Below are 23,583 nucleotides of genomic sequence, written 5' to 3'. Positions count from 1 at the left end.
CTCACAGCAGGCCCCGCGCCTGCTTCAGGGCGAGCATCCGCCCGGCGGACTCCCGCACCCGCTCCGCCTGCTCGGGGGTCTCCTCCGCCCACTGCTGGATCGCATCGACCAGCTGGCCGGCGAGGGATGGATCTGCCGTGAGCACCGCATCCCCACCCGCGTCCAGCAGACGCGTGGCCCGCTCCGCGACCGGCACCGACTGCACCGCCTTGGCGGCGCCGATGTCATCGGTCATCACCACGCCGGTGAACCCCAGTTGCTCGCGCAGCAGCTCGGTGACCACCACGGAGGAGAACATCGCCGGCACCTCCGGCTCGAGCTGCGGGTAGATCGCCGAGGACAGCATCACCGCCTCGGCGCGGGCCGCGATCCCCGCCGCGAAGGAGTCCAGGAACGGATCATCCAGGGTCGTCGTCGCATCCTCGATGCCTTCGGCGGAGAAGTCGGTGTTGCGCTCCACCCGCCCCAGGCCCGGGAAATGCTTGAGCGTCGAACCCACCCCCTGCTCGGCGAGAGCCTCGACGGCCGCCCTCACGCACTGGCCCACGTGCTCGGGATCGGTGCCGAAGCCGCGGTCCAATCCACCGACCGGCTCGTTTCTTCCGCCCAGCTGCGGATCGACCACATCGGCCACCGGGGCGAGATTCAGGTGGATGCCACGAGCGGCGAGATCCTCGCCGATCATCCCGTACGCCTCGCGCACCGCGTCGGGACCGGCGGCCCCGAGCACCTCGGCGGAGTCGGTGCGGCGGGCTGCCTCGCCGCGCAGCATCCGCACCTGCCCGCCCTCCTGGTCCACGGCGATCAGCGGCGGCAGATCCTCTCGCGACTGCTCACGGGCGGTGCTGATGACCGCATCCACCGCGGCGGCCTCCTGCCACACCTGCAGCAGGAAGAACCCGCCCACGTGATGCTCGGTCAGCAGCGCCGGATCAGGGGTGCTGCCGGCGGTGATGCCCACCAGCACCAGCTGCCCGGCGAGCTCACGGTCGGTGAGCTCCTCCAGCAGCTGCTCCGCGGCGCTCGGCGGAGTCGGGGAGGGGGAGGGCTCGGCGCCCCCGGCATCGGAGGAGCCACCGCTGTCGGAAGCACCGCCGGCATCGCTCGCACCGCCGCCATCGGAGGTTCCCGGACCGGTGGGCGGATCCGGCTCGGGTCCGGTGCAGGCGGCCAGCGCGGCCAGGGGAGGCAGGGCCAGCAGATGACGTCGGCGCATGCGGGCAGTCTTCCATGGCCCGCGCTTCCCTGCCCTGCGCCGTAGGCTGGGGTCATGAGCGTCGCGATCCCACCCGCTGAGCACCCGCACGCCGCCCGCATCGTCGCGGCCACGGGTACCCCACTGGCCACGTGGGTTCAGCGGCTCGATGATCTCGGGGCGCGCGAGCTCGACCACGCCGGGATCGCGCGGGCCCTCATCGAGGGATTCGAGATCACTGACTGGTGGGCGCAGGGCGTGACCGTCGCCTACGAGCAGGTGGTCGGTCGCCGCGTGGTGGGGCAGAGCTGCCGCGGGGACTTCTCCGCCTCCGCCTCCCGCACCCTGGCCGGCACGCCCGATGAGGTGCGCGAGAGCTGGGATGCCTTCATGACCGCTGCGCGCCGCGCCGAGCTCGGGATCCAGGATCCCTCCCTCACCGACACAGAGAAGTGGCGCTACTGGCGAGCGGGCCTCGTGGACGGCTCGCGCCTCAGCGTGAACATCACTGCCAAAGACGAAGGCCGTTCGACTCTCTCGATCGAGCACAAGGGACTTGATGACGCCGATGCGCGGGCCGTCTGGAAAGACGCCTGGAAGCGCACCCTGACCGACTTCACCACCACTCACCAGGAGAGCCGATGACCGCTGATCCCCGCACCCCGCAGCTGCCCGCCCCCGACGGCAGCACCGACCCGCACCTCTGGCTCGAGGACGTCACCGGAGACGAGGCCCTGGTCTGGGTGCGGGAGCGCAATGCGCGGGCCGAAGCGGAGCTGGATGCGGTCGCGGACCCGTCGGACCCCGAGGGTGCGCCGCTCGCGGAGACCCTGCAGCACCAGATCCGCGAGATCCTCGATGCGAAGGATCGCATCCCCGGCGTCACTGCCCGTGGCGAGCACCTCTACAACTATTGGACCGACGCCGAGCATGAGCGCGGCCTGTGGCGCCGCACCACCTGGGACTCCTACCGCACCGACGAGCCTGAGTGGGAGATCCTGCTGGACCTCGATGCGCTGAACGAGACCGAGGGTGAGGACTGGGTGTGGCACGGTGCTCAGTTGCTGCGCCCCGCTGAGGGTGAGCCCTACCGCCACGCCCTGATCTCTCTGTCCCACGGGGGGTCCGACGCGGACGTCACCCGCGAGTTCGACCTGAAGACCCGCGCGTTCGTCGATCCGGCCGATGGGGGTTTCGTGCGCCCCGAGTCCAAGGGCGGGGTCTCCTGGATCGACCGCGACACCCTGTGGGTCTCCACCGACTTCGGTGAGGACACCATGACCACCTCCGGCTACCCGCGCCAGGTGCGGCTGTGGCGGCGCGGCACCGCGCTCGCCGAGGCGCAGCTGGTCCACGAGGTGCCCGCCACGGACATGTCGGTGTTCATGGGCCATGACTCCACCCCGGGCTGGGAGCGGGACTGGATCATCGAGGCCCACGCCTTCTACGACACGACCGTGCACGTCGTGGACCGCGAGCAGGAGCCGCCCGCGCTGACCGCAGTGGACGTCCCCCGCGACCTCGAGGTGACCGCGCACCGGGACCTCGGCATCTTCTCGCCGCGCAGCGATTGGCAGGTGGGGGAGGACACCTACCCGTCGGGCTCCCTCGTGGTGGGGGACTTCGCCCGCTTCATGAACGGGGACCCCGAGCTGCACATGCTCTTCGAACCCACCGAGACGACGTCGCTCGCGGGCATGACGATCACCCGCACCGCGGTGGTACTCACGATCCTCGAGGACGTCGTGCATCGCCTGGAGGTCCACACCCGCGATGAGCACGGCGCCTGGGTGCGGCGGGACCTCTACCCGGAGCTGAACGGGTCGCTGTCCGTCGCCGCGGTGGACTCCGATGTCGATGACCGCATCTGGCTGACCGTCACCGATTTCATCCGCCCCACCACCCTGTACGTCGGCGACCTCGCCGGTGTGGCCGGCGGCGGCGAGCCCGGTGAGCTCGAGCAGATCAAGGCTGCGCCCGCCCGCTTCGACGCCGAGGGTCTCGAGGTCACCCAGCATTTCGCCACCAGCGTGGACGGCACCCGCATCCCGTACTTCGAGATCTCTCGCCCGCGCGAGAGCGGGGACGATGCACCTAGCCCCACCCTGCTGTACGGCTACGGCGGCTTCGAGGTGTCCCTGACCCCCGGCTACCTGGGCGCGATCGGCAAGGCCTGGCTCGAGCGCGGTGGCACCTACGTGCTGGCGAACATCCGCGGCGGCGGCGAGTACGGGCCGCGCTGGCACCGCGCCGCCCTCAAGCAGAACCGCCACAAGGCCTACGAGGACTTCTCCTCCGTGGCGAAGGACCTCATCGAGCGCGGCGTCACCGACCGCGAGCACCTCGCGGTGCGCGGCGGCTCCAACGGCGGGCTGCTCACCGGCAACATGCTCACCCAGTACCCGGAGCTGTTCGGCGCGGTCATCATCCAGGTGCCGCTGCTGGATATGAAGCGCTTCTCCCACCTGCTGGCCGGTGCCTCCTGGATGGCCGAGTACGGCGACCCCGATACCGAGGACTGGGAGTTCATCCGCACGTTCAGCCCCTACCACCTGCTGCGCGAGGACGTGGAGTACCCGCCCGCCTTCGTGCTCACCTCCACCCGGGATGACCGCGTCCACCCCGGTCACGCCCGCAAGCTCACCGCGGCCCTGGAGTCGCTGGGGGCCGATGTGCGCTCGTGGGAGAACATCGAGGGCGGCCACGGGGGCGCAGCGGACAACGGGCAGGCCGCCCGCATGAACGCGCTCATGTACACGTTCCTGTGGCGCACCCTCGGCGGGGCAGCGCAGTGATGATCGGGCGCAAGAAGCCCGGGGACCTCTTCGACCGCGTCACCCAGGACGATCTGCTGCAGCTGCGCAATGACCTCATGACGGTCTACCGCGAGATCGACTCCGCGCGCCCCGAGCTGTTCCCGCTGCGCTACGCCCGCACCACGCCCCGTCGGCGCCGGGAACACCCCCGGAGCGGGACCAGCGGGGCCAGGCCCGTCGGGCCACCCACCCCTGCCCCGCAGGTGCCCGTCCTGCTGCTGCCCGATGGGCCCTCGCGCGCCTCCGTCCTGCCCTATGACGTGCTGCGCCGCAGCCTCGCCGGGAGGGGCCTGGACGTCATCATGATGGAGCACCGTGGCGTGGGCTTCTCCCGCCTGGACGATCGTGGGCAGGACCTTCCCCTCGAGGCGATCTGCCTCGAGGAAGTGCTGCAGGATCTGCTGGCCGTGCTCGACCATGCCCGCGCCGAGCAGGTGGCGGTGGTGGGCACCGGCTACGGCGCCTACCTCGCGCAGCTGCTCGCGGCCCTGCACCCCGAGCGGGTGCACTCCCTCGTCCTGGACTCGCCGCTGACCTCCGCCAGTGATGAGGCGATCGCCCAGCGGGCCCTGCGGGCGCTCTACTGGGAGGGCACCGAGCCCGCGACCGCCCCGACCGCCCGGGCCCTGCGGCGCCTGGCCGAGGATGGCACGGTGGACATCGAGCGGGCCGGGGCCGTGGTGCTGGCCGTGCACGAGCACGGCGGGCCGGAGGCCGTCGCCGATCTGGTGGATCTGCTGGCCCGCGGCCGCGGCGGCCTCACCTGGTCCTCCGTGCGGCAGGTCCTCACCCAGGGCTGGCTGCAGTCCACCCCTTTCATCGCCGAGTTCGATCTCACCAGTCGTCTTCTGCACACCCAGCTGGGCAGCGGCGCCCACGCCGACGGTGGGCCGCTGGACCCGCTGATGCTGGCCGCCCAGCAGGCCCGTGCCGTCCCCGCTTTCACGCAGGAGCCGTATGACGTGCAGGAGCTCTCGCGTCGCATCACCGCGCCGACGCTCGTGCTCTCCGGCAGCCGGGACCTGATCTCCCCGCCGGTGATCGCCCGGCAGCTCGCGTCGCGGATTCCCGGCGCCCAGCTGATCCAGATCCCCGGCGCCGGGCATTCCCTGCTGGACACCCGTTCGCGGATCCTCCAGGTGGCCGCCCGCTGGAGCGCCTGCGGACGCGGGCACCTGCTGCCCGAGCGCGCTGCAGAGCTCGCCGATCTGCCGGCCTCGCCCACGGACCTCGCGCTCACCCGCGGTCTGCAGCTCGCGCTCGCCGCGGAGCGGTACTTGCCTTGGCGTCTGCGCTGGGAATCCGCGCGGGCTCGCCGGGAGCGCGAGCATCGCGAACGCGCCCTGACCAGTCCTCGGCCGGCCCGCCGACTTGACGCCATCGACCCCCGCGAGGCCGTCTGACCCGGTGCGCCCGTCGAGGGGCTAGCTCTCCCAGGTGACGCCTGGCAGGCACACGACCGCGAACCCGCCCTCGGAGTAGACCGTCTCGTAGGGCGTGCCCCAGCGTTCGGATGCCCACTGCACGGGGGAGCTCGGCGGCTTCCCTCCCCAGGAGAAGGCGTAGTGGTCCAGCAGCAGGCAGTCCGGGCGGCGCTGATTGGGGCCGTGCACCCACTGCACGTCATGGTCCGAGACCGCCTGGGCCATGAGCGTGATGTCCACCGCGAGCACCGTCCCATCGGGCACGGCCGCGAGCGCGCCCGCTGCCGGTGCGGCCCGCCACGTCGGCTCCCAGCGGTCCGGGCGCACCACATCGGCCACCGGCATCCGCGGACCGAGCGCGAGCGTCACCCCAGCCGCGAGCACCAGCGCGATGACCCGCACGGCGCGCGGGGGACGCGGCGCATCGGTGCGCAGCCAGGCTGCTGCCCGGCCGTCACGGCGATCACCGAGCGCATCCAGCAGCGCGGCGAGCGCGATCGGCATGAGCACCGCGTTGTAATGCCAGTACCAGTCCCAGTAGAACTCCACTGTCCCCGTGAAGCGCCACGCCAGGGTGGGGGCCATCAGCCAGATCAGCGGAGAGCGAGCGCCGATGAGCCCCGCGGCCAGCAGCAGCATTCCCGCGGTGACCCACTTCTGCAGCGGCCACAGCACCGCGAGCGGTGAGCCGAGATTGTCGGTGTAGTCGTACTGCCCACCCGTGTTCAGCGCCGGCAGGATCACGAAGGTTGCCAGCACGAACCACACTACGCCCCAGGCCACGAGCCCCAGCCCCAGGCGGCGGCGCGGGATATCGGAGCGGTAGCGCAGGGCGATGATCCCGCCGAGCAGCGCGACCGTGAGTCCCAGATCCTCCTTGACCAGTACCAGGGGAGCGGCCCACAGCGCGGCGGCGCGCACCTGATCGCGCAGCAGCGCCGTGAGCGCGAACGCCAGCAGCGGCACCGCGAGGGCGATCTCATGGAACTGGACCGCAGCCGCGGACTGCAGCCCGAAGGAGAAGACGTACGCAGCCCCGGCGATCGATCCCAGCCAGGGGCCCAGGCGGTCGATCGCCACCCGGGTCAGCGGGATCGCCGAGATGCCCAGCAGCAGCGCCTGGGTCCACAGCAGCGCCGCGGGATCCGGCCAGATCCACCACACCGGCGCGAGCAGCGCCAGCAGGGGGTGGAAGTGATCGCCCAGCAGGTTCACCTCATCGCCCTTGATCGGGACGATGGGGGCGCGCAGCTCCCCGTAGGCGCGCAGCAGCTGCGTGAAGATCCCCAGATCCCAGGACTGGGCGATGAGCAGGCGCAGCTGCTGGGTGCCCAGCAGCCCGTACGCGAGGGTGCCGAGCAGCGCCAGCAGCGGGGGCACCCAACGGCGGGTGGTCGCCCCGTGGCCAGGGGATGTCATGCGCGTCAGGCGCTGATCACCACGGGCTTGCCGGTGGTGATCGCCGCGTCGAGGTCCGCGGCCTCCATCCGGGTGAAACGGATCTCGCGGGACTCGACCTCCCACAGCACGCCCACTGCGCCGTCCTCGAGTCCCTGCACCACCGAGTAGTCCAGCGCCCCCGGCTCGAACACGAGGACGTCCTGCCAGGTCGCCCCGTCATCGGCCGAATGGGACAGGGTGCCGCGGCGGCGCTCAGCTCGGTCGCGGGCATTGGAGAACAGCAGCTCGCGAGCGCGTGGGTCCGCCGAGTCCGCATCCGGGAAGCGCCGCGCGAGCTGCGCATTGTTCCCCGGATCGACGAAGGTCTCATCGATCCCGCGGTCCTCCCAGCTCTGACCGCCGTCCCGAGAGACCGCCAAGCGGCGGTAGCCACGCCGATGATGGTCGCGGGAGTTCAGCAGGACCGCACCGTCGGAGAGTTCCACGATCGTGGTCTCGTCCATGTCCTCGCCCACCGGTTCGCCCCGCTGCCAGGTCTCGCCCTGATCATCGGAGAACAGGACATAGGAGCGCACCACCTGCTCATCGCCCACCTGCCCGTCCTTCCAGAACCAGCCGGCGTAGGGCTGCAGCCAGCGCCCCGCATGCGGGCCATGCCGCAGCACGATCGACGAGCCAGAGGTGGGGAAGGCGGTGCGCAGCAGCTCCGGCGGATTCGCCACCGCCGTCACCGAGCGGAAGTCCCAGGTGCGCCCGCCGTCATCGGACAGCCCCACCGCTGAACCCAGCACATCGCGGTCATCGTCATCGGTGCCGGCCACCGCATTCCACACCCCGCGGTCCTTGGCGTGGGTGTGGAACATCGCCAGGCGGCCCGTGCGCGGATCCCGCAGGAACGCCGGATCGCAGTACCACTGGCGACCCTCTCGGTCCGCATCGCGCAGGGTCTCGAAGTCTCCCCAGCTGCGGCCACCATCGAGGGAACGGCGCTGCACCAGGCCCGTCGGATCCGGGACATCCAAGCCGGTCTCGCGACCATCGAAAGCAGCGAGCAGCTCACCGCCGCCCAGATCCACGAGCGCGACGATGCGGTAGCGGGCCCAGGGGCCTTCATCGGCGCGGGCGAGGACGCTCACAGCGGGAGCGGAGGGGGCGGGCACAGGGGGCTGCGGAGTGCTGCTCATGGCTCCAGTCTGTCCGATCCACGCGCCGCACGCGAGCAGACGTCAGGCGAGTTATCCACAATCTCAGGCTCGCCTCAGCCCGCCCCTGAGCCCAGCGAGCACGCCACCCCGTTGAAGCCGTGATTGCAGTAGGCGCCTGGGTTGCGGGCCAGGAACTGCTGATGCTCCGCCTCGGCGGTGTAGTAGACGCCGCAGCCCGCCTCGGCGAGCGGCGAGAGCTCGGTGGTGATGGTGCCGCGACCGGCGGCATCCAGCGCCGCCTGGTAGAGGCGGGCGCTCTCGCGCACCACCTCGCCCTGCGCGGGGGAGGTCCAGTACACGGCTGAGCGATATTCGGTGCCCACATCGTTGCCCTGCCGATGCAGGGTGGTGGGGTCATGCTGCTGCCAGAACTGCTCGAGCAGCGCCCGCAGCACCGGCTCGCCGCCGGTGTAGATCACCCGCACCGCCTCTGCATGCCCGGTCAGGGCAGAGAACACTTCGTCATAGGTGGGGTGCGGGGTCCAGCCGCCTGCATAGCCTGCCGACGTGGTGTGCACCCCCTCCACCTGCCAGGCGATCCGTTCGATGCCCCAGAAGCAGCCGCCGGCCAGGATCAGCTCCTCGCTGCCATCCGGCCAGGGCGCCGGATCCTCCGGGGTATCCGGGCCCAGCATGTCGGTGCCCAGCACCAGGTGCTCCCGCAGCAGCGGGTACGGGTACGCGTCGCGCCCCGGCAGGGCGTCCTCGCGTGACACCATCCGCTTCTTGTGCCCGTACAGGAGCTCCATCATCTGCCACATGGGCCCCACGGTAGCGGCGCGGGCTCAGCCCGGCTCTCAGCCGTCCAGCGGGGCGCGCGGCAGCATCGCGACCAACAGCGCGAGCGCTGCGAGCACCGCGGGAAGCATCGCCCACGGCCCCAGCACGACGCCCATCGCCGCGGTGACCAGGGCGCTGCCCAGCACGGCAAGGCCGATCGCCGCTCCGGCGGCGCGCAGCAGCAGCGACCATCCGGAACGGTTCAGCACCCCGTGCACCGGGAACATCGCGGCCGCGGCGAAGGACATATGCGCCACCAGCAGCAGCAGACCCACCGCGGCAGCCAGCCACAGCGGCAGCTGCGGGCGTGCCATCACCGCGAGCACGATCGCGAGCGGACCCAGCAGCCCCAGCTCCGTATCCGGCCAGCGCATCTGCCCCAGCACCCCGATCACCACCAGCCCGGAGACCATCAGGGCCCCCAGGTTCGCGGAGAACTGCCCGGACAGCGCGAGCGTCAGCGCCGCGAGAGCGGCCGCTGCGCCGATCAGCCGCAGCAGCCACTGGTGGGAGGAGACCACCCGCAGCTGCAGCAGCTGTTCAGCGGTCGCATCGATGAACCTCGGCGGGCGCGGCATCAGGACCTCCTGCGGCGCGGAGCGGTGCGGGCGGCGGACAGGGACGTGAGGATGGGGGCCAGAGAGCTCGGCCCCTCCCAGGCGGTGACCGGCACCCCCGCCTGACGCAGCTCCGCGATCGTGCCCTGCCGCAGCAGGCGCCGCAGCGCCCACGCCTCCGGCCAGCAGCGCAGCGGGTCCACGCCCTCCGCCTGGACGGGTCGGCCGCGCAGCACCCCCACCTCCCCGATGCTCGGCGGCAGGGTGTCCACCACGATCACATCCCCGCCGAAAGCCACCAGTCGGCCGATCTGGGCGATGACCTCCTCACCCAGCAGCGGGGAGCACACCACCACGAGCGTTCCCGGGCGCACCGACCGGATGCGGTTGACCCGCCGCAGCAGACCATCCGCACGCCCCGCCTGGGCGAGCGCCGAGGTCAGCACCCGCAGCTGCCGCGGACCGGAGCCCACCGGCACCGGCCCGATCAGGTGCCCCAGATCCGTCAGCGCCACCCGGTCGCCCAGCGTCAGATAGTGGCGGGCGATCGCCGTGGTGGCCCGGATCGTCATATCCAGGCTCGTCGGCGCATCCCCCGCGGCCCAGGGCGCCGGGGCGATGTCCAGCGTGGTGTCGGTGACGATGAGGACATCGGTGTCCTGCTCGGTGAACGTCGCATTGGTGTGCAGAGTGCCGGTGCGGCTGGTCACCGGCCAGTTGATGCGATGCAGCCGGTCCCCGGAACGGAACGGACGCACCTCCGCGAGCGCGGTCCCGTCTCCGCGCCGACGGGACAGATGCACCCCGCTGATGCCCAGCGGCGTCGGCACCACCGCCGGGGCGTCGAGCACGACGGAGGTCGGCACCACCCGCACCTCCAGCTCCTGCAGCTGCTGCTGCGCCCGGAAGGCCCCGAAGGGATCGGCGATGAGCACATGGGTGGGACCCACCCGGATGCGGCCCCAGCGGCGCGCTGTGAGCCGCAGCGGCAGGTTGCCCTCTCCGGCGAGAGCTCCGCGCCGCGGCGCCAGGTCCGCCTGCGGGGGCGGCGGGATCGTTGCCGCGGTCAGCATGCCCCGGGGGCCGGGGACCGTGAGGGCAGCGGTGGCGCCCTCCTCGAGGTCCTGGCTGCTCACCCGCAGCCGAGGTGCTGCCAGCGCCGTGTCCTGCCCGCGCGCAAACCGCAGCGCGAGCGCGAGCACCGCCCACAGCACGAGCGGCAGCCCTACCAGCACCAGCTGCTCGCGGCCCAGCAGCACCGCGAGCAGCAGCGCCACGCCACCGGCTACCGCAGCCCGGCGCAGCGCCGGCGTCGGTCCGAGCATCATCACGTCGTATCCCGCCTCAGATCCGTCCCCGCCTTATGACGTGGCGGGCGGCTCGACCGCGGCCGGCACGGGAACCTGCCCCAGCACGGCCTCCACCACGCCGTGGCCGGTGATGTTCTGCAGCCACAGCTCCGGCTTGACCGTTACGCGATGGTCCAGCGCCGGGTGCGCGAGGGCCTTGATGTCCTCCGGCACCACGTAGGAGCGGCCGCGGATCAGCGCGAGCGCCCGCGCGCAGGTGATCAGCGCGAGAGTCCCGCGCGGAGACGCGCCGACGAGCGCATGCTGATGCTCGCGCGTCGCGGCCACCAGCTGAACGGCGTAATGGCCGACGCTGTCCTCTACATGCACCGTCTCCACCGCGGCCTGCACCGCCAGCAGCCCCGCGCCGTCCAGCACCTGGGTGACGCTCTGCTCCTCGCGGCGACGGCCGATGCGCCGCGCCACCACATCCCACTCCTGCTCCGCGGTGGGGTAGCCGAAGGACAGCCGCAGCAGGAAGCGGTCCAGCTGCGCCTCGGGCAGCGGGTAGGTGCCCTCATGCTCGATCGGGTTGGCGGTGGCGAGCACATGGAAGGGGCGGGGGAGAGGCCGGGTGGTGCCTTCGACCGACACCTGCCGCTCCTGCATCGCCTCCAGCAGCGCGGACTGCGTCTTCGGCGGGGTGCGGTTGATCTCATCGGCCAGCAGCAGACCGGTGAACACCGGGCCGGGCCGGAACACGAACTCACCGCTGCGCTGGTCGAACACCTCCGCACCGGTGAGATCCGCGGGCAGCAGATCCGGAGTGAACTGGGCGCGGGTGAACGGCAGCCCGAGCGCCTGCGCGAAGGAACGGGCGGCCAAGGTCTTGCCCAGGCCCGGCAGATCCTCCAACAGCACATGCCCGCCGGCGAGCACGCCGGTGAGCACCAGCTCGAGGGCCTCCCGCTTGCCCACCACCGCGGTCTCCACCGCATCCAGCACGGCGGTCGCGGCCTCGCCCGCCGCCTCGACGCTCAGCGTGGCGGGGGCGTCGGCGGTCCGCTGGCCGTCCGCCGGGTCATCGGGCTCATACATCGGCTCGGTCATCGGTCCCCTTCCTCGCCGGCGGCGAGCTCTCTGAGATAACGGTGCAGGGTACGGCGGTCCACGGGCCGCACGGGATGCTGCTGGGCATCGGCGTTGGCGGCGGAGTCGATCCAGGCGGTGAGGTCCGGGCTGAGCGGCGGGGCATCGGCCGGGCGCTGCGCGGCGATCCGCCCCAGCGTCATCGCCAGCCCTCGCTGTGTCATGCGCCGCCCGGGCAGGGCGCCGTGGACCAGATCCTCCAGGCGGCGCACCCGCTGATCCTGGCCATGCGGCAGGGCATAGTCGCCGTCCAGGTCATAGGCGGGGAAGTCGAGGCTGTCCGACGCTGCGGAGCCGCGGGAGAAGAGCCACCACAGGACCGCTGCGAGCACCGCGAACGTGACCAGATACGGCAGGGGGAACAGCAGCCCCACCATGCGGCCCACCGCGGCGGCCAGCGCGATGACCGCCGCGCAGATCAGCAGACGCAGACTCAGGGCGCGCAGGCTGCGGGGTGTCGATGTCATCGCGCACTCCTCTCCGCCACATCATCCAGCTGCCCCAGCAGCGTCTCCAGCAGCTGCAGCGCCCGGCGTCGGTCCGGCTCGGTCAGCGGCGCCGGATCGAACAGCGCCCGACGGTACAGGTGGGCGATCTCCTGCAGCGCCGCGCGCTCCAGCTCGACCGCCGCGAGCACCGCCACCACGAACTCGAGCGTGGTCTGGGAGGGGCGGCGCCGTACCCCTGCCGCGGCGATCGCCCGCTCCAGGGCCAGCCACGCCGCGATCACGGCATCGTGCGCATCCACCACCGCGGAGAGCCGTTCGCGCGCCTCCTCCAGAGCGCTGCGAGCCTGCTCCGTGCTCAGGGCGTCCTGTTCGAGGTCGGCATCGGCCATCCCCGCCTCATCGGGTGCCGGGGCGGACAGCGCCCGCATTCGCAGCCACACCCAGATGGCGAGCGCCACCAGTGCGAGTGCTCCTAGGCCCAGCAGAACCCGCAGCGCCACGCGACCGCCCGGACGCGGCTGAGGGGCCGGCGGGCTGCTCTGCTCCTGCTCGGGAGCGAGCTCCGGCAGGGACGGCTCCTCGATCTCGGGAGCCTCCCACGTCGGTCCCTCCCCGGTGCCGACGTACCGGACCCCCTCGCCGCGATCTGCGGCGGCGCCGAAGCCCACGACGACCAGCGCCCCCAGCGCGAGGGCGATCAGCAGCACGGCCAGCAGGCGGCGCTGTCCGGAGGCATGCGGCGTCGAGGATCTCTTCATGCGGCTGATCCCTTCATGCGGCGGGCTCCGGGGCAGCGGGGCTGGACGGCCGCGGATGCGGGGAGGTGATGATCACCGACTGCTCCCCGGCGATGCGGGTGAGGATCAGCGTGGCGCTCTCCTCCCCGAAACGGCGGGGCCGCAGGGAGCGGCGCAGCTGCTCGGGCTCCACCGCGGTGCCGCGCTTCTTGATCTCCAGCACCCCGATGCGGTGCTCGCGCAGGTACGAGGCCAGGCGCTTCATCCCAAAGGGCAGCACATCACGCACCGTGTACCCGGCGGCGAAGGGAGTGTGCACCAGACGGTCGCCGGTGAGATACGCGATCGAGGGGTCCAGGGTGCGGGCCTGAAGCTGCTGGGCGAGGGTGCCGATGAGGCCCGCGCGGATCACCGCCCCGTCGGGCTCATACAGGTGATCTCCCACCGGGCCCGGCACCGGATCCCCGGGGTTCCCGGCCTCCTCGCTCCCCAGATCCATCTGCCGCGCCCCGTCCCGTCCGATCACCAGGGCGCTCGAGCGCACCCCCGGGCGGGCGAGCGGCCCGGTCCACAGCGTCGCCTCGAGCACCTGGCCGTGGAAGGACAGCCACTGCACCTCGGCATCATCCGGCAGCGCCATGCGGTCGATCCCCGGGCCCAGCTTCGCGCCCAGCGGTCCATCCTGCGTGCCGCGCCCCAGGCGCCGCGCGAGATCCAGCACCGCGCTCAGCGGCGGCTGGTACTCCTCGGGATCGTGGAGCCGACGGTCGCGCCCGCGCTGCGGGGCCCGTCGCGCCGGATCCAGCCACACCGCCTCGGTGTCGGTGGGGTCGTGCCCCTCGGCGCGCCCCAGGTGCACACTCGCGCTCGGGAACGGCCGCAGGTTCACCGTCGCGACCGCCACCGTCGCCGGGTCGCGATCCACCGCCCGGACCGTGAGGCCCAGGCCCGCCAGCGCCATCGCATCTCCGCCGATGCCGCAGCCCAGATCGGCGACCGAGGTGACCTGGGCCTGCTGGAACCGGCGGGCGTGCAGCGCCGCCACCGGCAGCCGGGTGGCCTGCTCGAGCCCGGCCTGCGTGAACAGCATGCGCCCGGCGAACTCCCCGAACTTCTCCTGCGCCCGTGCCCGCAGCCGCGACTGCGTCATCACCGCGGAGACCAGCTCTGGGCTGTGCCCGGCCCGCCGCAGCGCCGTGGCTCGCGCGAGGGAATCCTGCTCCCGGTAGGGCGGCAGCGAGTTCAGCAGGGCCCAGCCATCAGGGGTGAGTACCGGCTCCAGCATGGTCTCGCGCATCCGTCGATCATGGCAGAGTCTGCCCGGTCCCCGCAGCGTCCGCTGCGCAGCGGTCCTCGCGCTGCCGCCGTGGATCGAGGGCTGCCGCCTAGGATCGAGGGATGGACGCATGGACCTGGCGCGCCGAGCTGCTGGACGCCCTCACCCCCCGGCCCCGCCCCGTCGCGCCGCTGCCCCCGCGCCAGGCCCGCGGTCTGCGTCTGGCCGCGGATCTGCACTCTCCGGAGCCGATTCCCGCGCTGCCGGTCGCTGCGATGGACGGCTTCGCGGTGCATGCTGCAGCGCTGCTCGCGCAGCTGCCCACCGGCGGTGAGGCCCGGCCGGAGCAGGTGACGGTGCCGGTCGACGGCGATATCCCCGCCTCGACGGCGGGCGTGCGCACGCTGCGGCCCGGCACCGCCGCCCGCATCATGACCGGTGCCCCCGTCCCCCAGGGGGCCGATGCCGTGGTGCCGGTCGAGCGCACCGATGCCCGCCCCGTCGGCCCCGCCCCCGCGCAGGTGCGGATCGACGTGGCCGCTCTCGAGGTGGGCCGACATGTGCGGGCGGCCGGTGAGGAGGTGGCCGACGGGGCGCTGCTGGCCCCGGCGGGGCAGCGGGTGGGTGCGGCGCTCGTGGGACTGGCGACCACGCTCGGGATCCGGAGCCTGCCGGTGCGCGAGCCGTGGCGGGTGGCGGTCGTGGTCACGGGCAATGAGCTGCTCAGCGGCGAGATGATCGCCGCGGACTCGGGGGCGGTGCGGGAGTCGAACTCGCTGATGCTCGCCGCCCAGCTTGATGCCCTGGGCTGCGCTGCCAGCACCCACCGCAGCAGCGACGATGTCGCGGACTTCCGGGCCGTGCTGAAGGCCGCAGCACGCGACGCCGACCTCGTGGTGACTACCGGCGGCATCGGCCACGGCGCCTATGACGTGGTCAAGTCCGCGCTGGAGGGCAGCAGCCGCTTCGCGCACCTGGATCTCAAGCCCGGCGGCCCCCAGGGCTGGGGCTGCCTTCCGTCCGACGCAGCGCCGGGGGAGGCGACGCCGCTGGTGCACCTGCCGGGCACCCCCGTCGGCGCCCTGGCCGGGTTCCACCTGTTCGTGCGGCCGCTGCTGGAGGGGGAGCGGGAGCTGCTACGCCTGCCGCTGCGCGGACAGCTGCCCACGTGGCGCGGCCGGGTCCCGCATCTGCGGGTGCTGCCCGGACGCCTCGGCCCCGACGGGGTTCATGTGGTGCCCGGTGCGCGGCTGATGCCCTACGGCACCGCAGAGGTGCTGATCCTGCTCGAGCGCGACCGGGCGCCCGAGGACCCGGTGCCCGTGGTGGATCTGCTGGCCTGAGCCTGCGGCGCGATGCTGGCGGGGTTCATAGCTCCAGCTGGCGTCGTCGGATCTGCGCGGCCCGTTCCCGTTCGCTGCGGCGTGCGCGACGGTGGGCGCTGACGCTGCGCACGAAGCCTGCGCCCACCACTGCCAGGTACCCCAGTCCCGTGCCGAGCGCGAAGGACACCACGGTCGCCGAGTACAGCAGCCCGCCCAGCAGGGCGAGAGCCAGCACCGCCAGACCCACCGGCCACTGACCGATCCCGCGTCGCCCCAGCAGGTCGCAGGCCAGCACGGCCAGCACGATCCCCGCTAGCAGGGCAATCCAATACAGAACGGTCACGGTCTCACTCTACGAGGGCCCGCGGGTGGACCAGGCCACATCAGCCGGTACAGTGACGAACTGACCTCGTGCGCGGCACCGTTGTGCGCGCACGCCCCCACGGAAGGACTGGACTATTGGCATCGGCGCTCGGGAGGGATCGTGGCTAGGTTCATCACGCTGCGGTTCCTGACGTATCTCGTCCTGACGTTCATCGCCACCAGCGGGGCATACCTCTTGGCCGCGGGCCTGCTGCACCCCGAAGAGGTGCTCTACCCGCCGCAGGCCACGGAGCCCGTGCCGGAAGCGACCGCGCAGCTGTACCTCAATGCGCGCAACGTCAACCCTGACACCCCGCTGATGGAGCGCTACGCCACCTGGCTCGGCGGCGTCGTGCGCGGAGACCTCGGCGTCACCACCGGCACCAACAAGGTGATGAACCCGGTGCTCGACGAGATGAAGGTGCGCGTGCCCATCTCGCTGCGGCTGATCATCCTGGGCACCTCGATCGGCGTGATCCTCGGGATCATCGTCGGCGCCTTCTCCGCCGTGCGCCGCCACAGCCTGAGCGACCGCGCCATCACCCTGCTGTCCTTCACCATCCTCTCCCTGCCCACGGTCGTGGTGATCCTCGTGGTGCAGCAGATCAACGAGATCGTCGGCAACGTCACCGGCTTCAAGCTTCCGGCGCTGAACCCGATCAATCCGCTGCTCGAGGAGGGTAGCTGGGACTCGATCGTCTACCAGGCGCAGGCCCTCGTGATGCCCACGATCGTGCTGGCCCTGTTCGGCATGGCCTCGTACTCGCGGTACATGAAAGTCACCACGCTGGACGTGCTCGGCTCGGACTATCTGCGCACCGCGCGCGCCAAGGGACTGTCGCGCCTGGGCGCGATGCGCCGCCACGGCCTGCGCATGGCACTGATCCCCATGGGCCAGTACCTCGCCTTCGCGGTCGGCTCGGCCTTCGGCGGCTCCCTGTTCGTGGAGCTGATGTTCAACTGGAACGGGATCGGCCGCTACTCCGTGCAGGCCATCCAGATCGCCGACGTCAACGGCACCGCTGCCGTCGCCCTGTACGGCGCGATCCTCACCCTGTTCTCCGCCACCCTCGCAGACATCCTGCAGGGCGCTCTCGACCCCAGGATCCGGTGATCCCGTGACCTCTTCGACCCCCAATATGAAGGACCCCGTCGAGGCCGGCGAGCTGAAGGAGCACCGCCCGGACGCCCTGGCGATGGAGTCCGCCCACAGCCCCGGCGCCGACGACGCCTACGTCGATGACGCCCTGGTGGACGCGGAGCTGGACGCCGAAGCGCCGGAGCGCATCGTCACCATGAGCCGCAGCCAGCTGCTGCGCCGCCGCTTCCTGCGCAACCCGGGCGCCTGGGTGGGCATGATCGGCTTCGGCACCCTGGTGCTGCTGGCGATCTTCGCGCCGATGTTCTACCACTACACGCCCAATGAGACGGACCTGCGCAATGTGCTCAGCGAGCCCAGCCAGTACCACTGGTTCGGGGTCAACGAGTTCGGGCACGACGTCTTCGCCCGCACCATGCAGGGACTGCGGATCTCGATCATCATCGGCCTGGGCACCGCGGTGCTCACCATGATCATCGCCGTCATCGTGGGGACGATCTCGGGATGGATGATCGGACGCGGCCGCCTGGGATCGTTCATCGACATCACGATCGTCAACCTCATCAACCTGTTCCTGGTGATCCCCTCCCTGCTGCTGCTGATGCTGTTCTCCACGCCGCTGCAGCAGTGGCTGGCTGAGCGTCAGGGCGGACTGAACAGCCTGCTGGGCACCACCTTCGAGCTGCGCTGGCTGGTGCTGATCCCACTGCTGGCCCTGTTCAGCTGGATGCTTGCCGCCCGTGTGCTGCGTGCGATGACCCAGCAGCTGGTGCGCACCGACTATGTGCAGGCCGCGCGCTTCATGGGCGTGAACCCCGTGGTGAACACCTGGCGGCACGTCCTGCCGAACGTCGCCAGCTGGATCATCATCGACACCACCCTCGGCGTCTCCGCGGCGATCCTCGGTGAGACCGGCCTGTCCTTCATCGGCTTCGGCATCCAGTACCCGCTGGTGTCGCTGGGGAAGGTGCTCAGCGAGTACAACATCGCGTTCCCGCACACGTGGGTGTGGCCCGCCCTGGTGCTGGGCATCCTCGTGATCTCGATCAATCTGATGGGCGAAGCGCTGCGCGACGCCCTCGACCCGACCAGCGGCTCCAGCCGCCTCTGAGGTATCCGATGACCACTCCTCTGCTCTCCGTCCGGGACCTCAGCGTCTCCTTCCCCTCGGAGGCCGGCATCGTCCGTGCCGTGCGCTCCCTCAGCTATGACGTCCACCGCGGCGAAGCGCTCGCGATCGTCGGCGAGTCCGGCTCGGGAAAGTCCGTCAGCTCCCTGGCGGTGATGGGCCTGCTGCCCGGTTCCGCCCGCGTCAGCGGTGAGATTCACTTCGACGGCGAGAACCTGCTGGCGATGAACGACAAGCAGCTCTCGGATCTGCGCGGCGGCCGCATCTCCATGGTGTTCCAGGACCCGCTGTCCGCCCTGACCCCGGTGTACACCGTCGGCCAGCAGATCGCCGAGGTGGTGCGCATTCACCACCCCGAGGTCAGCCGCGCCCAGGCCAATGAGCGCGCGATCGAGTTGCTGGAGGCCGTGGGGATCCCCAACCCGGCGCGTCGCGCCGGGCAGTACCCGCACGAGTACTCCGGCGGCATGCGGCAGCGCGCCATGATCGCCATCGCGATCGCCAACGAGCCGGACCTGATCATCGCCGATGAGCCCACCACGGCGCTGGATGTGACGATCCAGGCGCAGGTGATGGAGCTGCTCAAGACGGCGCAGGAGATGACCGGCGCCGCGACCATCCTCATCACCCACGACCTCGGCGTCGTGGCGGGCTTCGCCGACCGGGTGCTCGTGATGTACGCCGGCGAGGCTGTGGAGAGCGGCACCGCGCATGAGGTCTTCACCCGGCCCCGCATGCCCTACACCGTCGGCCTGCTCTCCTCCGTGCCGCGCGCCGATGTGGCCGTCAAGGAGCCGCTGATCTCCGTCAAGGGCAGCCCGCCCTCCCTGGTCGCGCTGCCCGACGGCTGCCCCTTCGCGCCGCGCTGCCCGATCGCCACCACGCGCTGCCAGCGTGAGGATCCCGAGCTGCTCCCGGCCCCGCAGGCCGCGGAGGATCACCTGGCCGCCTGCCATCACGCGGATCAGCTCGCCGAGAGCCTGGACATCTACCCGCGCCCCCAGATCGCCGACCCCGAGGTGACGCTGCCGCGCGAGCAGCGGGAGGTAGCGCTCCGCACCGACGGCCTGCTGCGCACCTTCCCGATCTCCAAGGGCGTGCTGGTCAAGCGCAAGCTGGGGGAGGTCCGGGCGGTCGATGAGGTGGATCTGGAGATCCGCCAGGGGGAATGCCTTGCACTGGTGGGAGAGTCCGGCTCCGGCAAGTCCACGACCATCCTCGAGGTCATGCAGCTGCAGAAGCCGCAGAGCGGCACGATCGAGATCGGGGGACTGGACACCTCATCGCTGAATCGCAAGCAGCGCGCCGCCATGCGCTCCGAGGTGGCGATCGTGTTCCAGGACCCGATGGCGTCCCTGGACCCCCGCCTGCCCATCGGCGACATCCTGCGCGAGCCGATGCGCGTGCAGGGCTACTCGGCCGAGAAGATGGACGAGCGGGTGGACTGGCTGCTGCGCACCGTCGGGCTGCTGCCCGAGCAGGCCTCGCGCTACCCCACGGAGTTCTCCGGCGGGCAGCGTCAGCGCGTGGGCATCGCCCGGGCACTGGCCTGCGAGCCCAAGCTCATCGTGCTGGACGAGCCGGTCTCCGCGCTCGACGTCTCGATCCAGGCCGGCGTTATCAATCTGCTCGATGACCTCAAGAATCGCCTGGGACTTAGTTATCTATTCGTGTCCCATGATCTGTCGGTCGTGAGCCACATCTCGGACCGCATCGCAGTAATGTACCTAGGCAAGATCGTGGAGATCGGAGACACCCGTGCAGTCTTCGAGAGCCCCCAGCATCCGTATACCAAGGCCCTGCTCTCCGCGGTGCCGGTGCCGGATCCGGAGGTCGAGAAGTCTCGGGCGCGGATCATCCTCGCCGGTGACGTTCCCTCTCCCGACAACATCCCCAGTGGATGCCGTTTCGCGGGGCGCTGCCCCGTGTATCGGGATCTCCTGTCCGAGGAGCAGCGCACCCGGTGCTCCTCCGAGCTACCTCAGCTCCATGGCGGAGCGGAAGCGGCTCACGCTGCGGCCTGTCACTTCACGGACATCGCGGCGAAACTCTGACCTGCTGGGACCCGCACCCAGCGCTCGATTAGGAGGAACACTCCATGCGTTTCACCCGACGCTCTGTCCTCGGCGCCTCCGCGGCGACCTCCCTGCTCGTCCTCGCCGCCTGCACGCGCGCCGATGAGGCCGACGGCGGCAACGGGGGCGGCTCCGGCGGCAGCGACGGCGGCGGCGAGTCGATCGCCTCGGACGCCAACGACATCAACGCCCAGGAGCGCAGCGCCCTCGGCGAGGGTGGCGTGCTGCGCCTGACCAACAACGCTTTCCCCGCGAACTGGAACACCTTCAGCTCGGACGGCAACGAGGCCAACACGATCAGGATCTCCGAGACCATGCAGCCGCTGCTGGTCATCTCCGACGCCGCCGGCGTGGTGTCCGCGAACCCCGACTACACCCAGAGCGTGGAGCTGACCGGCGAGGACCCGCAGGTCGTCGAGGTCAAGCTGAACCCGGACATGAAGTGGTCCGACGGCACCGCGCTGGACTGGAAGTCCGTCAAGAACGTCTTCGACGTCATGAGCGGCAAGGACGACGAGTACGCCATCGCCTCCTCCGAGGGCTACAGCAAGGTCGAGTCCGTCGAGCAGGGCGATGATGAGCTCACCGCCGTCATCACCTTCGCGGAGCCGTACGCGGACTGGATGGGCCTGATCTCCGCCATGCCGGATGAGCTGGCCGAGTCCCCCGAGACCTTCAACGAGGGCTGGACGAAGGAGCCCGGCGTGACCGCCGGTCCCTTCAAGATCGGCAAGATCGACGCCAACAACAAGACCGTCACCGTGGTGCCGGATGAGAACTGGTGGGGCGAGAAGCCGCTGCTGGAGCAGATCCTGTTCACCACCATCGAGGACCCGGCCGCGGCCGCGACCTCCTTCCAGAACGGCCAGCTGGACTCGATCGAGACCTCCGTGCCCGCCACCTACACGGTGCTCGAGCCGATGGTGGGCCAGGGGGCGACCCTGCGCACCGCCGCCGGCCCGAACTGGACCCACCTGACCCTCAACGGCGCCGCTGGCCGCCCGCTCGAGGACAAGCTCGTGCGGCAGGCGTTCTTCATGGCGATGGATCGCGAGGAGATCTTCCAGTCCGTCAACGCCGTGATGCCCTACCCCGAGGGCGCGGGCCGTCTGGACAACCACCTGCTGATGGCCAATCAGGAGGGCTACGTGGCCAACGCCGGCGAGCTCGGCGAGCAGGACCTCGAGGGCGCCAAGGCGAAGCTCGAGGAGGCCGGCTACGACGTCTCCGGCGAGTGGGCCACCAAGGATGGCAAGGAGCTGGCCATCACCTACACCTACAACGAGGGCTCGAAGACCAACGAGGCCGTCGCCCCCGTGGTGCAGGAGGCGCTCAAGGAGATCGGCATCAAGATGGACGTGCGCACCGTGCCGCCCACCGACCTGTTCTCCAAGTACGTCATTCCCGGCGACTTCGACATCACCCTGTTCGGCTGGAACGGCACGCCCTTCCTGTCCTCGGGCGATGCGATCTGGAAGACCGGCGGCGAGCAGAACTTCGGCAAGATCGGCGATGAGGAGACGGACAAGCTCATCGAGCAGGCCGCCGTTGAGACCGACCCGCAGGCCCGCCTGGATCTGATCAACGAGATCGACGTGCGCCTGTGGGATCTGGCCGGTGTGCTGCCGCTGTGGCAGGGCTACACCTTCATGATCCAGCACGACGACCTGGCCAACTTCGGCGCCTTCGGCTTCCAGACCCCGGACTGGAAGAACATCGGCTACATGGCCGACTCCGACAAGCTGAACGGCTGATCGGCGCGCAGCTCAGCTGAGCATCACCGAGCGCGGCGCGAGGGAGGAGCCCCCGCGCCGCGCCTCGTCGTGTGGACCCGGCGCGCTGATCCCCGACCTGCGACCGGGTGGGAGAATGGATCTGTGACCACGATCGATCCCGACCTCAGCCCCCGTCATGCCCGCCAGCTGCGCCTGCCCGGCTTCGGTCCCGCCGAGCAGCGGCGCCTGCGAGACGCCCGGGTGCTCGTGGTCGGAGCGGGCGGCCTGGGCGCCCCGGTGCTGTCCTACCTCACCGGGGTCGGCGTGGGGCACCTGACCGTCCTCGACGCCGACCGGGTGGACGAGTCGAACTTGCACCGTCAGGTCATCCACGCCACCGCGGAGATCGGCGAGCCGAAAGCGGAGTCCGCGGCCCGGCGGATGCGCGCCCTGGACCCTGCGGTCCAGGTCACGCCGCTCACGCAGACGCTGACGGTGGACAACGCCCTGGACATCATCGCGGGCCATGACCTGGTGCTGGACGGCACCGACAACTTCCCCACCCGCTACCTGGTCTCCGACGCCTGCGAGATCCTCGATGTGCCGCTCGTGTGGGGTTCGATCCTGGCCTATGCCGGGCAGGTCTCCGTGTTCGATGCCGCTGGTGGCAGCGGCGTCACCTACCGCGATGTCCACCCCGTCCCGCCACGCCCCGGAGAGGTGCCCTCCTGCGCAGAAGCCGGGGTGCTGGGCATGCTGTGCGGCGTCATCGGCTCCACCATGGCGCTCGAAGCGGTCAAGGTCCTCACCGGGGTGGGGGAGGACCTGCGCGGCAGGATCGCCCTGTTCGACGCTCTCACCATGACCTGGGCGCAGCTGCCGGTGCGGCGAGATCCCGCCCGTGCACCAGTGACCGAGCTTGAGGACCTGACGCTCACCTGCGGGCTACCCGGGGCGGATGCCGGGGACGCACGGGAGATCAGCGCGCGGGAAGCCCTCAAACGGCAGCGGGATGGCGCCTTGCTGGTGGATGTGCGCGAGGCGGAGGAGGTCGCCGGGGGCATGGTGGCCGGGGCGCGGCATCTGCCGCTGGGAGAGATCACCGAAGATCCCGCCGCGCAGCAGGAGCTGGCCGGGGCGATCCTCTACTGCGCCGCCGGGAAACGGTCGGCCGCCGCGCAGAAGATGCTGGCCGGGGTCGGGATCGAGGTGCTGTCCGTGGCCGATGGGTATCCGGCGTTGGTTGCGGCGGGCGCCGACTGACCCACAGGCCAGGGCGCTGCCCGGCAGGCGTCCGGTCGCATCCCGGGGCTCAGCCGCCCGCAAACGGCGGCAGCACGTCTAGGCGGTCCCCGTCGGCAAGCTCCCGCTCGCGGTCGGTGCAGGAGACCGCGTTCAGCAGCAGCGAGGAGCGCTCGACCACCTGGCGGGCACGATCGCTCGCGCCCTCCAGCAGGTTCTCCAGGGCCCCCTGGACCGTGGCGCCGGTGACCTGGGTCTGTGCGGTGCCGAGCTCCGCGGCGGCGGCGGCGAACAGGTGCACGCTGATCAGCGGCGCAGTGGTGGGGGCCTGGCTCCTAGTCACATCTGACCTGGCCG

21 protein-coding genes are annotated in these 23,583 nt (G+C 71.1%); 9 read left to right on the top strand and 12 right to left on the bottom strand.

Annotated elements, in window-relative coordinates:
* Position 1 precedes the first annotated feature (1 nt).
* Complete coding sequence (locus tag MU407_RS07535) at positions 2–1,216, bottom strand: glycoside hydrolase family 3 N-terminal domain-containing protein (RefSeq protein WP_102236129.1); 1,215 nt, start codon at positions 1,214–1,216, stop codon at positions 2–4.
* Between the two features lie 54 nt (positions 1,217–1,270).
* On the opposite strand from MU407_RS07535, the gene MU407_RS07530 reads away from it, so the two are divergent.
* Genes MU407_RS07530 through MU407_RS07520 form a run of 3 tightly spaced genes read left to right on the top strand, consistent with a single transcriptional unit; the run spans position 1,271 to position 5,414 of the window.
* A complete protein-coding gene (locus MU407_RS07530; protein ID WP_102236128.1) occupies positions 1,271–1,840 on the top strand; it encodes a hypothetical protein in 570 nt (189 codons plus the stop codon).
* A complete protein-coding gene (locus MU407_RS07525; RefSeq protein ID WP_246956523.1) occupies positions 1,837–3,990 on the top strand; it encodes a prolyl oligopeptidase family serine peptidase in 2,154 nt (717 codons plus the stop codon). Before MU407_RS07530 ends, MU407_RS07525 begins: the two co-directional genes overlap by 4 nt.
* Positions 3,990–5,414, top strand: coding sequence for an alpha/beta fold hydrolase (locus MU407_RS07520; protein ID WP_246956521.1), 1,425 nt, complete (start codon positions 3,990–3,992; stop codon positions 5,412–5,414). Before MU407_RS07525 ends, MU407_RS07520 begins: the two co-directional genes overlap by 1 nt.
* Positions 5,415–5,435: 21 nt before the next feature.
* On the opposite strand, the gene MU407_RS07515 is transcribed toward MU407_RS07520, so the two are convergent.
* From MU407_RS07515 to MU407_RS07475, 9 genes are all read right to left on the bottom strand, one after another.
* Positions 5,436–6,854, bottom strand: a complete 1,419-nt coding sequence (locus MU407_RS07515) for a DUF2079 domain-containing protein (RefSeq protein WP_246956519.1) — start codon at positions 6,852–6,854, stop codon at positions 5,436–5,438.
* A 5-nt stretch (positions 6,855–6,859) separates the two neighbouring features.
* Entirely contained in the window at positions 6,860–8,020 is a 1,161-nt protein-coding gene (locus MU407_RS07510; RefSeq protein ID WP_246956517.1) for a sialidase family protein, read from the bottom strand.
* A gap of 74 nt (positions 8,021–8,094) precedes the next feature.
* Entirely contained in the window at positions 8,095–8,802 is a 708-nt protein-coding gene (gene msrA, locus MU407_RS07505) for a peptide-methionine (S)-S-oxide reductase MsrA (RefSeq protein ID WP_246956515.1), read from the bottom strand.
* Between the two features lie 36 nt (positions 8,803–8,838).
* Positions 8,839–9,399: a hypothetical protein gene (locus tag MU407_RS07500; RefSeq protein WP_246956513.1), complete on the bottom strand. Its 561-nt coding sequence runs from the start codon at positions 9,397–9,399 to the stop codon at positions 8,839–8,841.
* A complete protein-coding gene (locus MU407_RS07495) occupies positions 9,399–10,703 on the bottom strand; it encodes a DUF58 domain-containing protein (protein ID WP_158239407.1) in 1,305 nt (434 codons plus the stop codon). The genes MU407_RS07500 and MU407_RS07495 overlap by 1 nt, the downstream gene beginning before the upstream one ends.
* 36 nt (positions 10,704–10,739) lie before the next feature.
* On the bottom strand, positions 10,740–11,777 hold the full coding sequence (locus MU407_RS07490; protein WP_246956511.1) for a MoxR family ATPase: 1,038 nt from the start codon (positions 11,775–11,777) through the stop codon (positions 10,740–10,742).
* Entirely contained in the window at positions 11,774–12,283 is a 510-nt protein-coding gene (locus MU407_RS07485) for a hypothetical protein (protein WP_102236121.1), read from the bottom strand. Before MU407_RS07485 ends, MU407_RS07490 begins: the two co-directional genes overlap by 4 nt.
* Positions 12,280–13,023 (bottom strand): DUF4129 domain-containing protein, encoded by a 744-nt coding sequence (locus MU407_RS07480; protein ID WP_246956509.1) that lies wholly within the window; start codon positions 13,021–13,023, stop codon positions 12,280–12,282. The genes MU407_RS07485 and MU407_RS07480 overlap by 4 nt, the downstream gene beginning before the upstream one ends.
* 13 nt (positions 13,024–13,036) lie before the next feature.
* The gene (locus tag MU407_RS07475; RefSeq protein WP_246956507.1) at positions 13,037–14,299 is read right to left on the bottom strand and encodes an SAM-dependent methyltransferase; all 1,263 of its coding nucleotides are present in this window, start codon (positions 14,297–14,299) and stop codon (positions 13,037–13,039) included.
* Positions 14,300–14,400: 101 nt separating this feature from the next.
* On the opposite strand from MU407_RS07475, the gene MU407_RS07470 reads away from it, so the two are divergent.
* Positions 14,401–15,621, top strand: coding sequence for a molybdopterin molybdotransferase MoeA (locus tag MU407_RS07470; protein WP_246956505.1), 1,221 nt, complete (start codon positions 14,401–14,403; stop codon positions 15,619–15,621).
* 25 nt (positions 15,622–15,646) lie between these two features.
* Here MU407_RS07470 and MU407_RS07465 read toward each other — a convergent pair whose 3' ends face one another.
* Positions 15,647–15,946, bottom strand: a complete 300-nt coding sequence (locus MU407_RS07465) for a hypothetical protein (protein WP_102236117.1) — start codon at positions 15,944–15,946, stop codon at positions 15,647–15,649.
* Positions 15,947–16,087: 141 nt separating this feature from the next.
* Here MU407_RS07465 and MU407_RS07460 point away from each other — a divergent pair, with 141 nt between their 5' ends.
* From MU407_RS07460 to MU407_RS07440, 5 genes are all read left to right on the top strand, one after another.
* Positions 16,088–17,080: an ABC transporter permease gene (locus MU407_RS07460; protein WP_233190723.1), complete on the top strand. Its 993-nt coding sequence runs from the start codon at positions 16,088–16,090 to the stop codon at positions 17,078–17,080.
* Between the two features lie 4 nt (positions 17,081–17,084).
* Complete coding sequence (locus MU407_RS07455) at positions 17,085–18,176, top strand: ABC transporter permease (protein WP_233190721.1); 1,092 nt, start codon at positions 17,085–17,087, stop codon at positions 18,174–18,176.
* 8 nt (positions 18,177–18,184) lie between these two features.
* A complete protein-coding gene (locus MU407_RS07450) occupies positions 18,185–20,248 on the top strand; it encodes an ABC transporter ATP-binding protein (protein ID WP_102236116.1) in 2,064 nt (687 codons plus the stop codon).
* Positions 20,249–20,292: 44 nt separating this feature from the next.
* The gene (locus tag MU407_RS07445; RefSeq protein WP_102236115.1) at positions 20,293–22,023 is read left to right on the top strand and encodes an ABC transporter family substrate-binding protein; all 1,731 of its coding nucleotides are present in this window, start codon (positions 20,293–20,295) and stop codon (positions 22,021–22,023) included.
* 123 nt (positions 22,024–22,146) lie between these two features.
* Positions 22,147–23,247 (top strand): ThiF family adenylyltransferase, encoded by a 1,101-nt coding sequence (locus MU407_RS07440; RefSeq protein WP_246956503.1) that lies wholly within the window; start codon positions 22,147–22,149, stop codon positions 23,245–23,247.
* Between the two features lie 49 nt (positions 23,248–23,296).
* On the opposite strand, the gene MU407_RS07435 is transcribed toward MU407_RS07440, so the two are convergent.
* A partial coding sequence (locus MU407_RS07435) for a MoaD/ThiS family protein (protein WP_281507763.1) occupies positions 23,297–23,583 on the bottom strand: 287 nt, incomplete at its 5' end.

It is taken from the genome of Brachybacterium sp. Marseille-Q7125 (assembly GCF_023062615.1).
Lineage (GTDB): Bacteria > Actinomycetota > Actinomycetes > Actinomycetales > Dermabacteraceae > Brachybacterium.
Note: the sequence above shows the minus strand (reverse complement) of the source record. Positions and strands in the feature narration are given on the sequence as shown.

Coding starts and splice junctions, on each gene's coding strand:
- MU407_RS07475 (WP_246956507.1), bottom strand. CDS start 14,299: ATGCGCGAGACCATGCTGGAGCCGGTACTCACCCCTGATGGCTGGGCC.
- MU407_RS07510 (WP_246956517.1), bottom strand. CDS start 8,020: ATGAGCAGCACTCCGCAGCCCCCTGTGCCCGCCCCCTCCGCTCCCGCT.
- MU407_RS07480 (WP_246956509.1), bottom strand. CDS start 13,023: ATGAAGAGATCCTCGACGCCGCATGCCTCCGGACAGCGCCGCCTGCTG.
- MU407_RS07495 (WP_158239407.1), bottom strand. CDS start 10,703: ATGCTCGGACCGACGCCGGCGCTGCGCCGGGCTGCGGTAGCCGGTGGC.
- msrA (WP_246956515.1), bottom strand. CDS start 8,802: ATGTGGCAGATGATGGAGCTCCTGTACGGGCACAAGAAGCGGATGGTG.
- MU407_RS07520 (WP_246956521.1), top strand. CDS start 3,990: ATGATCGGGCGCAAGAAGCCCGGGGACCTCTTCGACCGCGTCACCCAG.
- MU407_RS07485 (WP_102236121.1), bottom strand. CDS start 12,283: ATGACATCGACACCCCGCAGCCTGCGCGCCCTGAGTCTGCGTCTGCTG.
- MU407_RS07490 (WP_246956511.1), bottom strand. CDS start 11,777: ATGACCGAGCCGATGTATGAGCCCGATGACCCGGCGGACGGCCAGCGG.
- MU407_RS07500 (WP_246956513.1), bottom strand. CDS start 9,399: ATGCCGCGCCCGCCGAGGTTCATCGATGCGACCGCTGAACAGCTGCTG.
- MU407_RS07535 (WP_102236129.1), bottom strand. CDS start 1,216: ATGCGCCGACGTCATCTGCTGGCCCTGCCTCCCCTGGCCGCGCTGGCC.
- MU407_RS07470 (WP_246956505.1), top strand. CDS start 14,401: ATGGACGCATGGACCTGGCGCGCCGAGCTGCTGGACGCCCTCACCCCC.
- MU407_RS07450 (WP_102236116.1), top strand. CDS start 18,185: ATGACCACTCCTCTGCTCTCCGTCCGGGACCTCAGCGTCTCCTTCCCC.
- MU407_RS07530 (WP_102236128.1), top strand. CDS start 1,271: ATGAGCGTCGCGATCCCACCCGCTGAGCACCCGCACGCCGCCCGCATC.
- MU407_RS07515 (WP_246956519.1), bottom strand. CDS start 6,854: ATGACATCCCCTGGCCACGGGGCGACCACCCGCCGTTGGGTGCCCCCG.
- MU407_RS07445 (WP_102236115.1), top strand. CDS start 20,293: ATGCGTTTCACCCGACGCTCTGTCCTCGGCGCCTCCGCGGCGACCTCC.
- MU407_RS07525 (WP_246956523.1), top strand. CDS start 1,837: ATGACCGCTGATCCCCGCACCCCGCAGCTGCCCGCCCCCGACGGCAGC.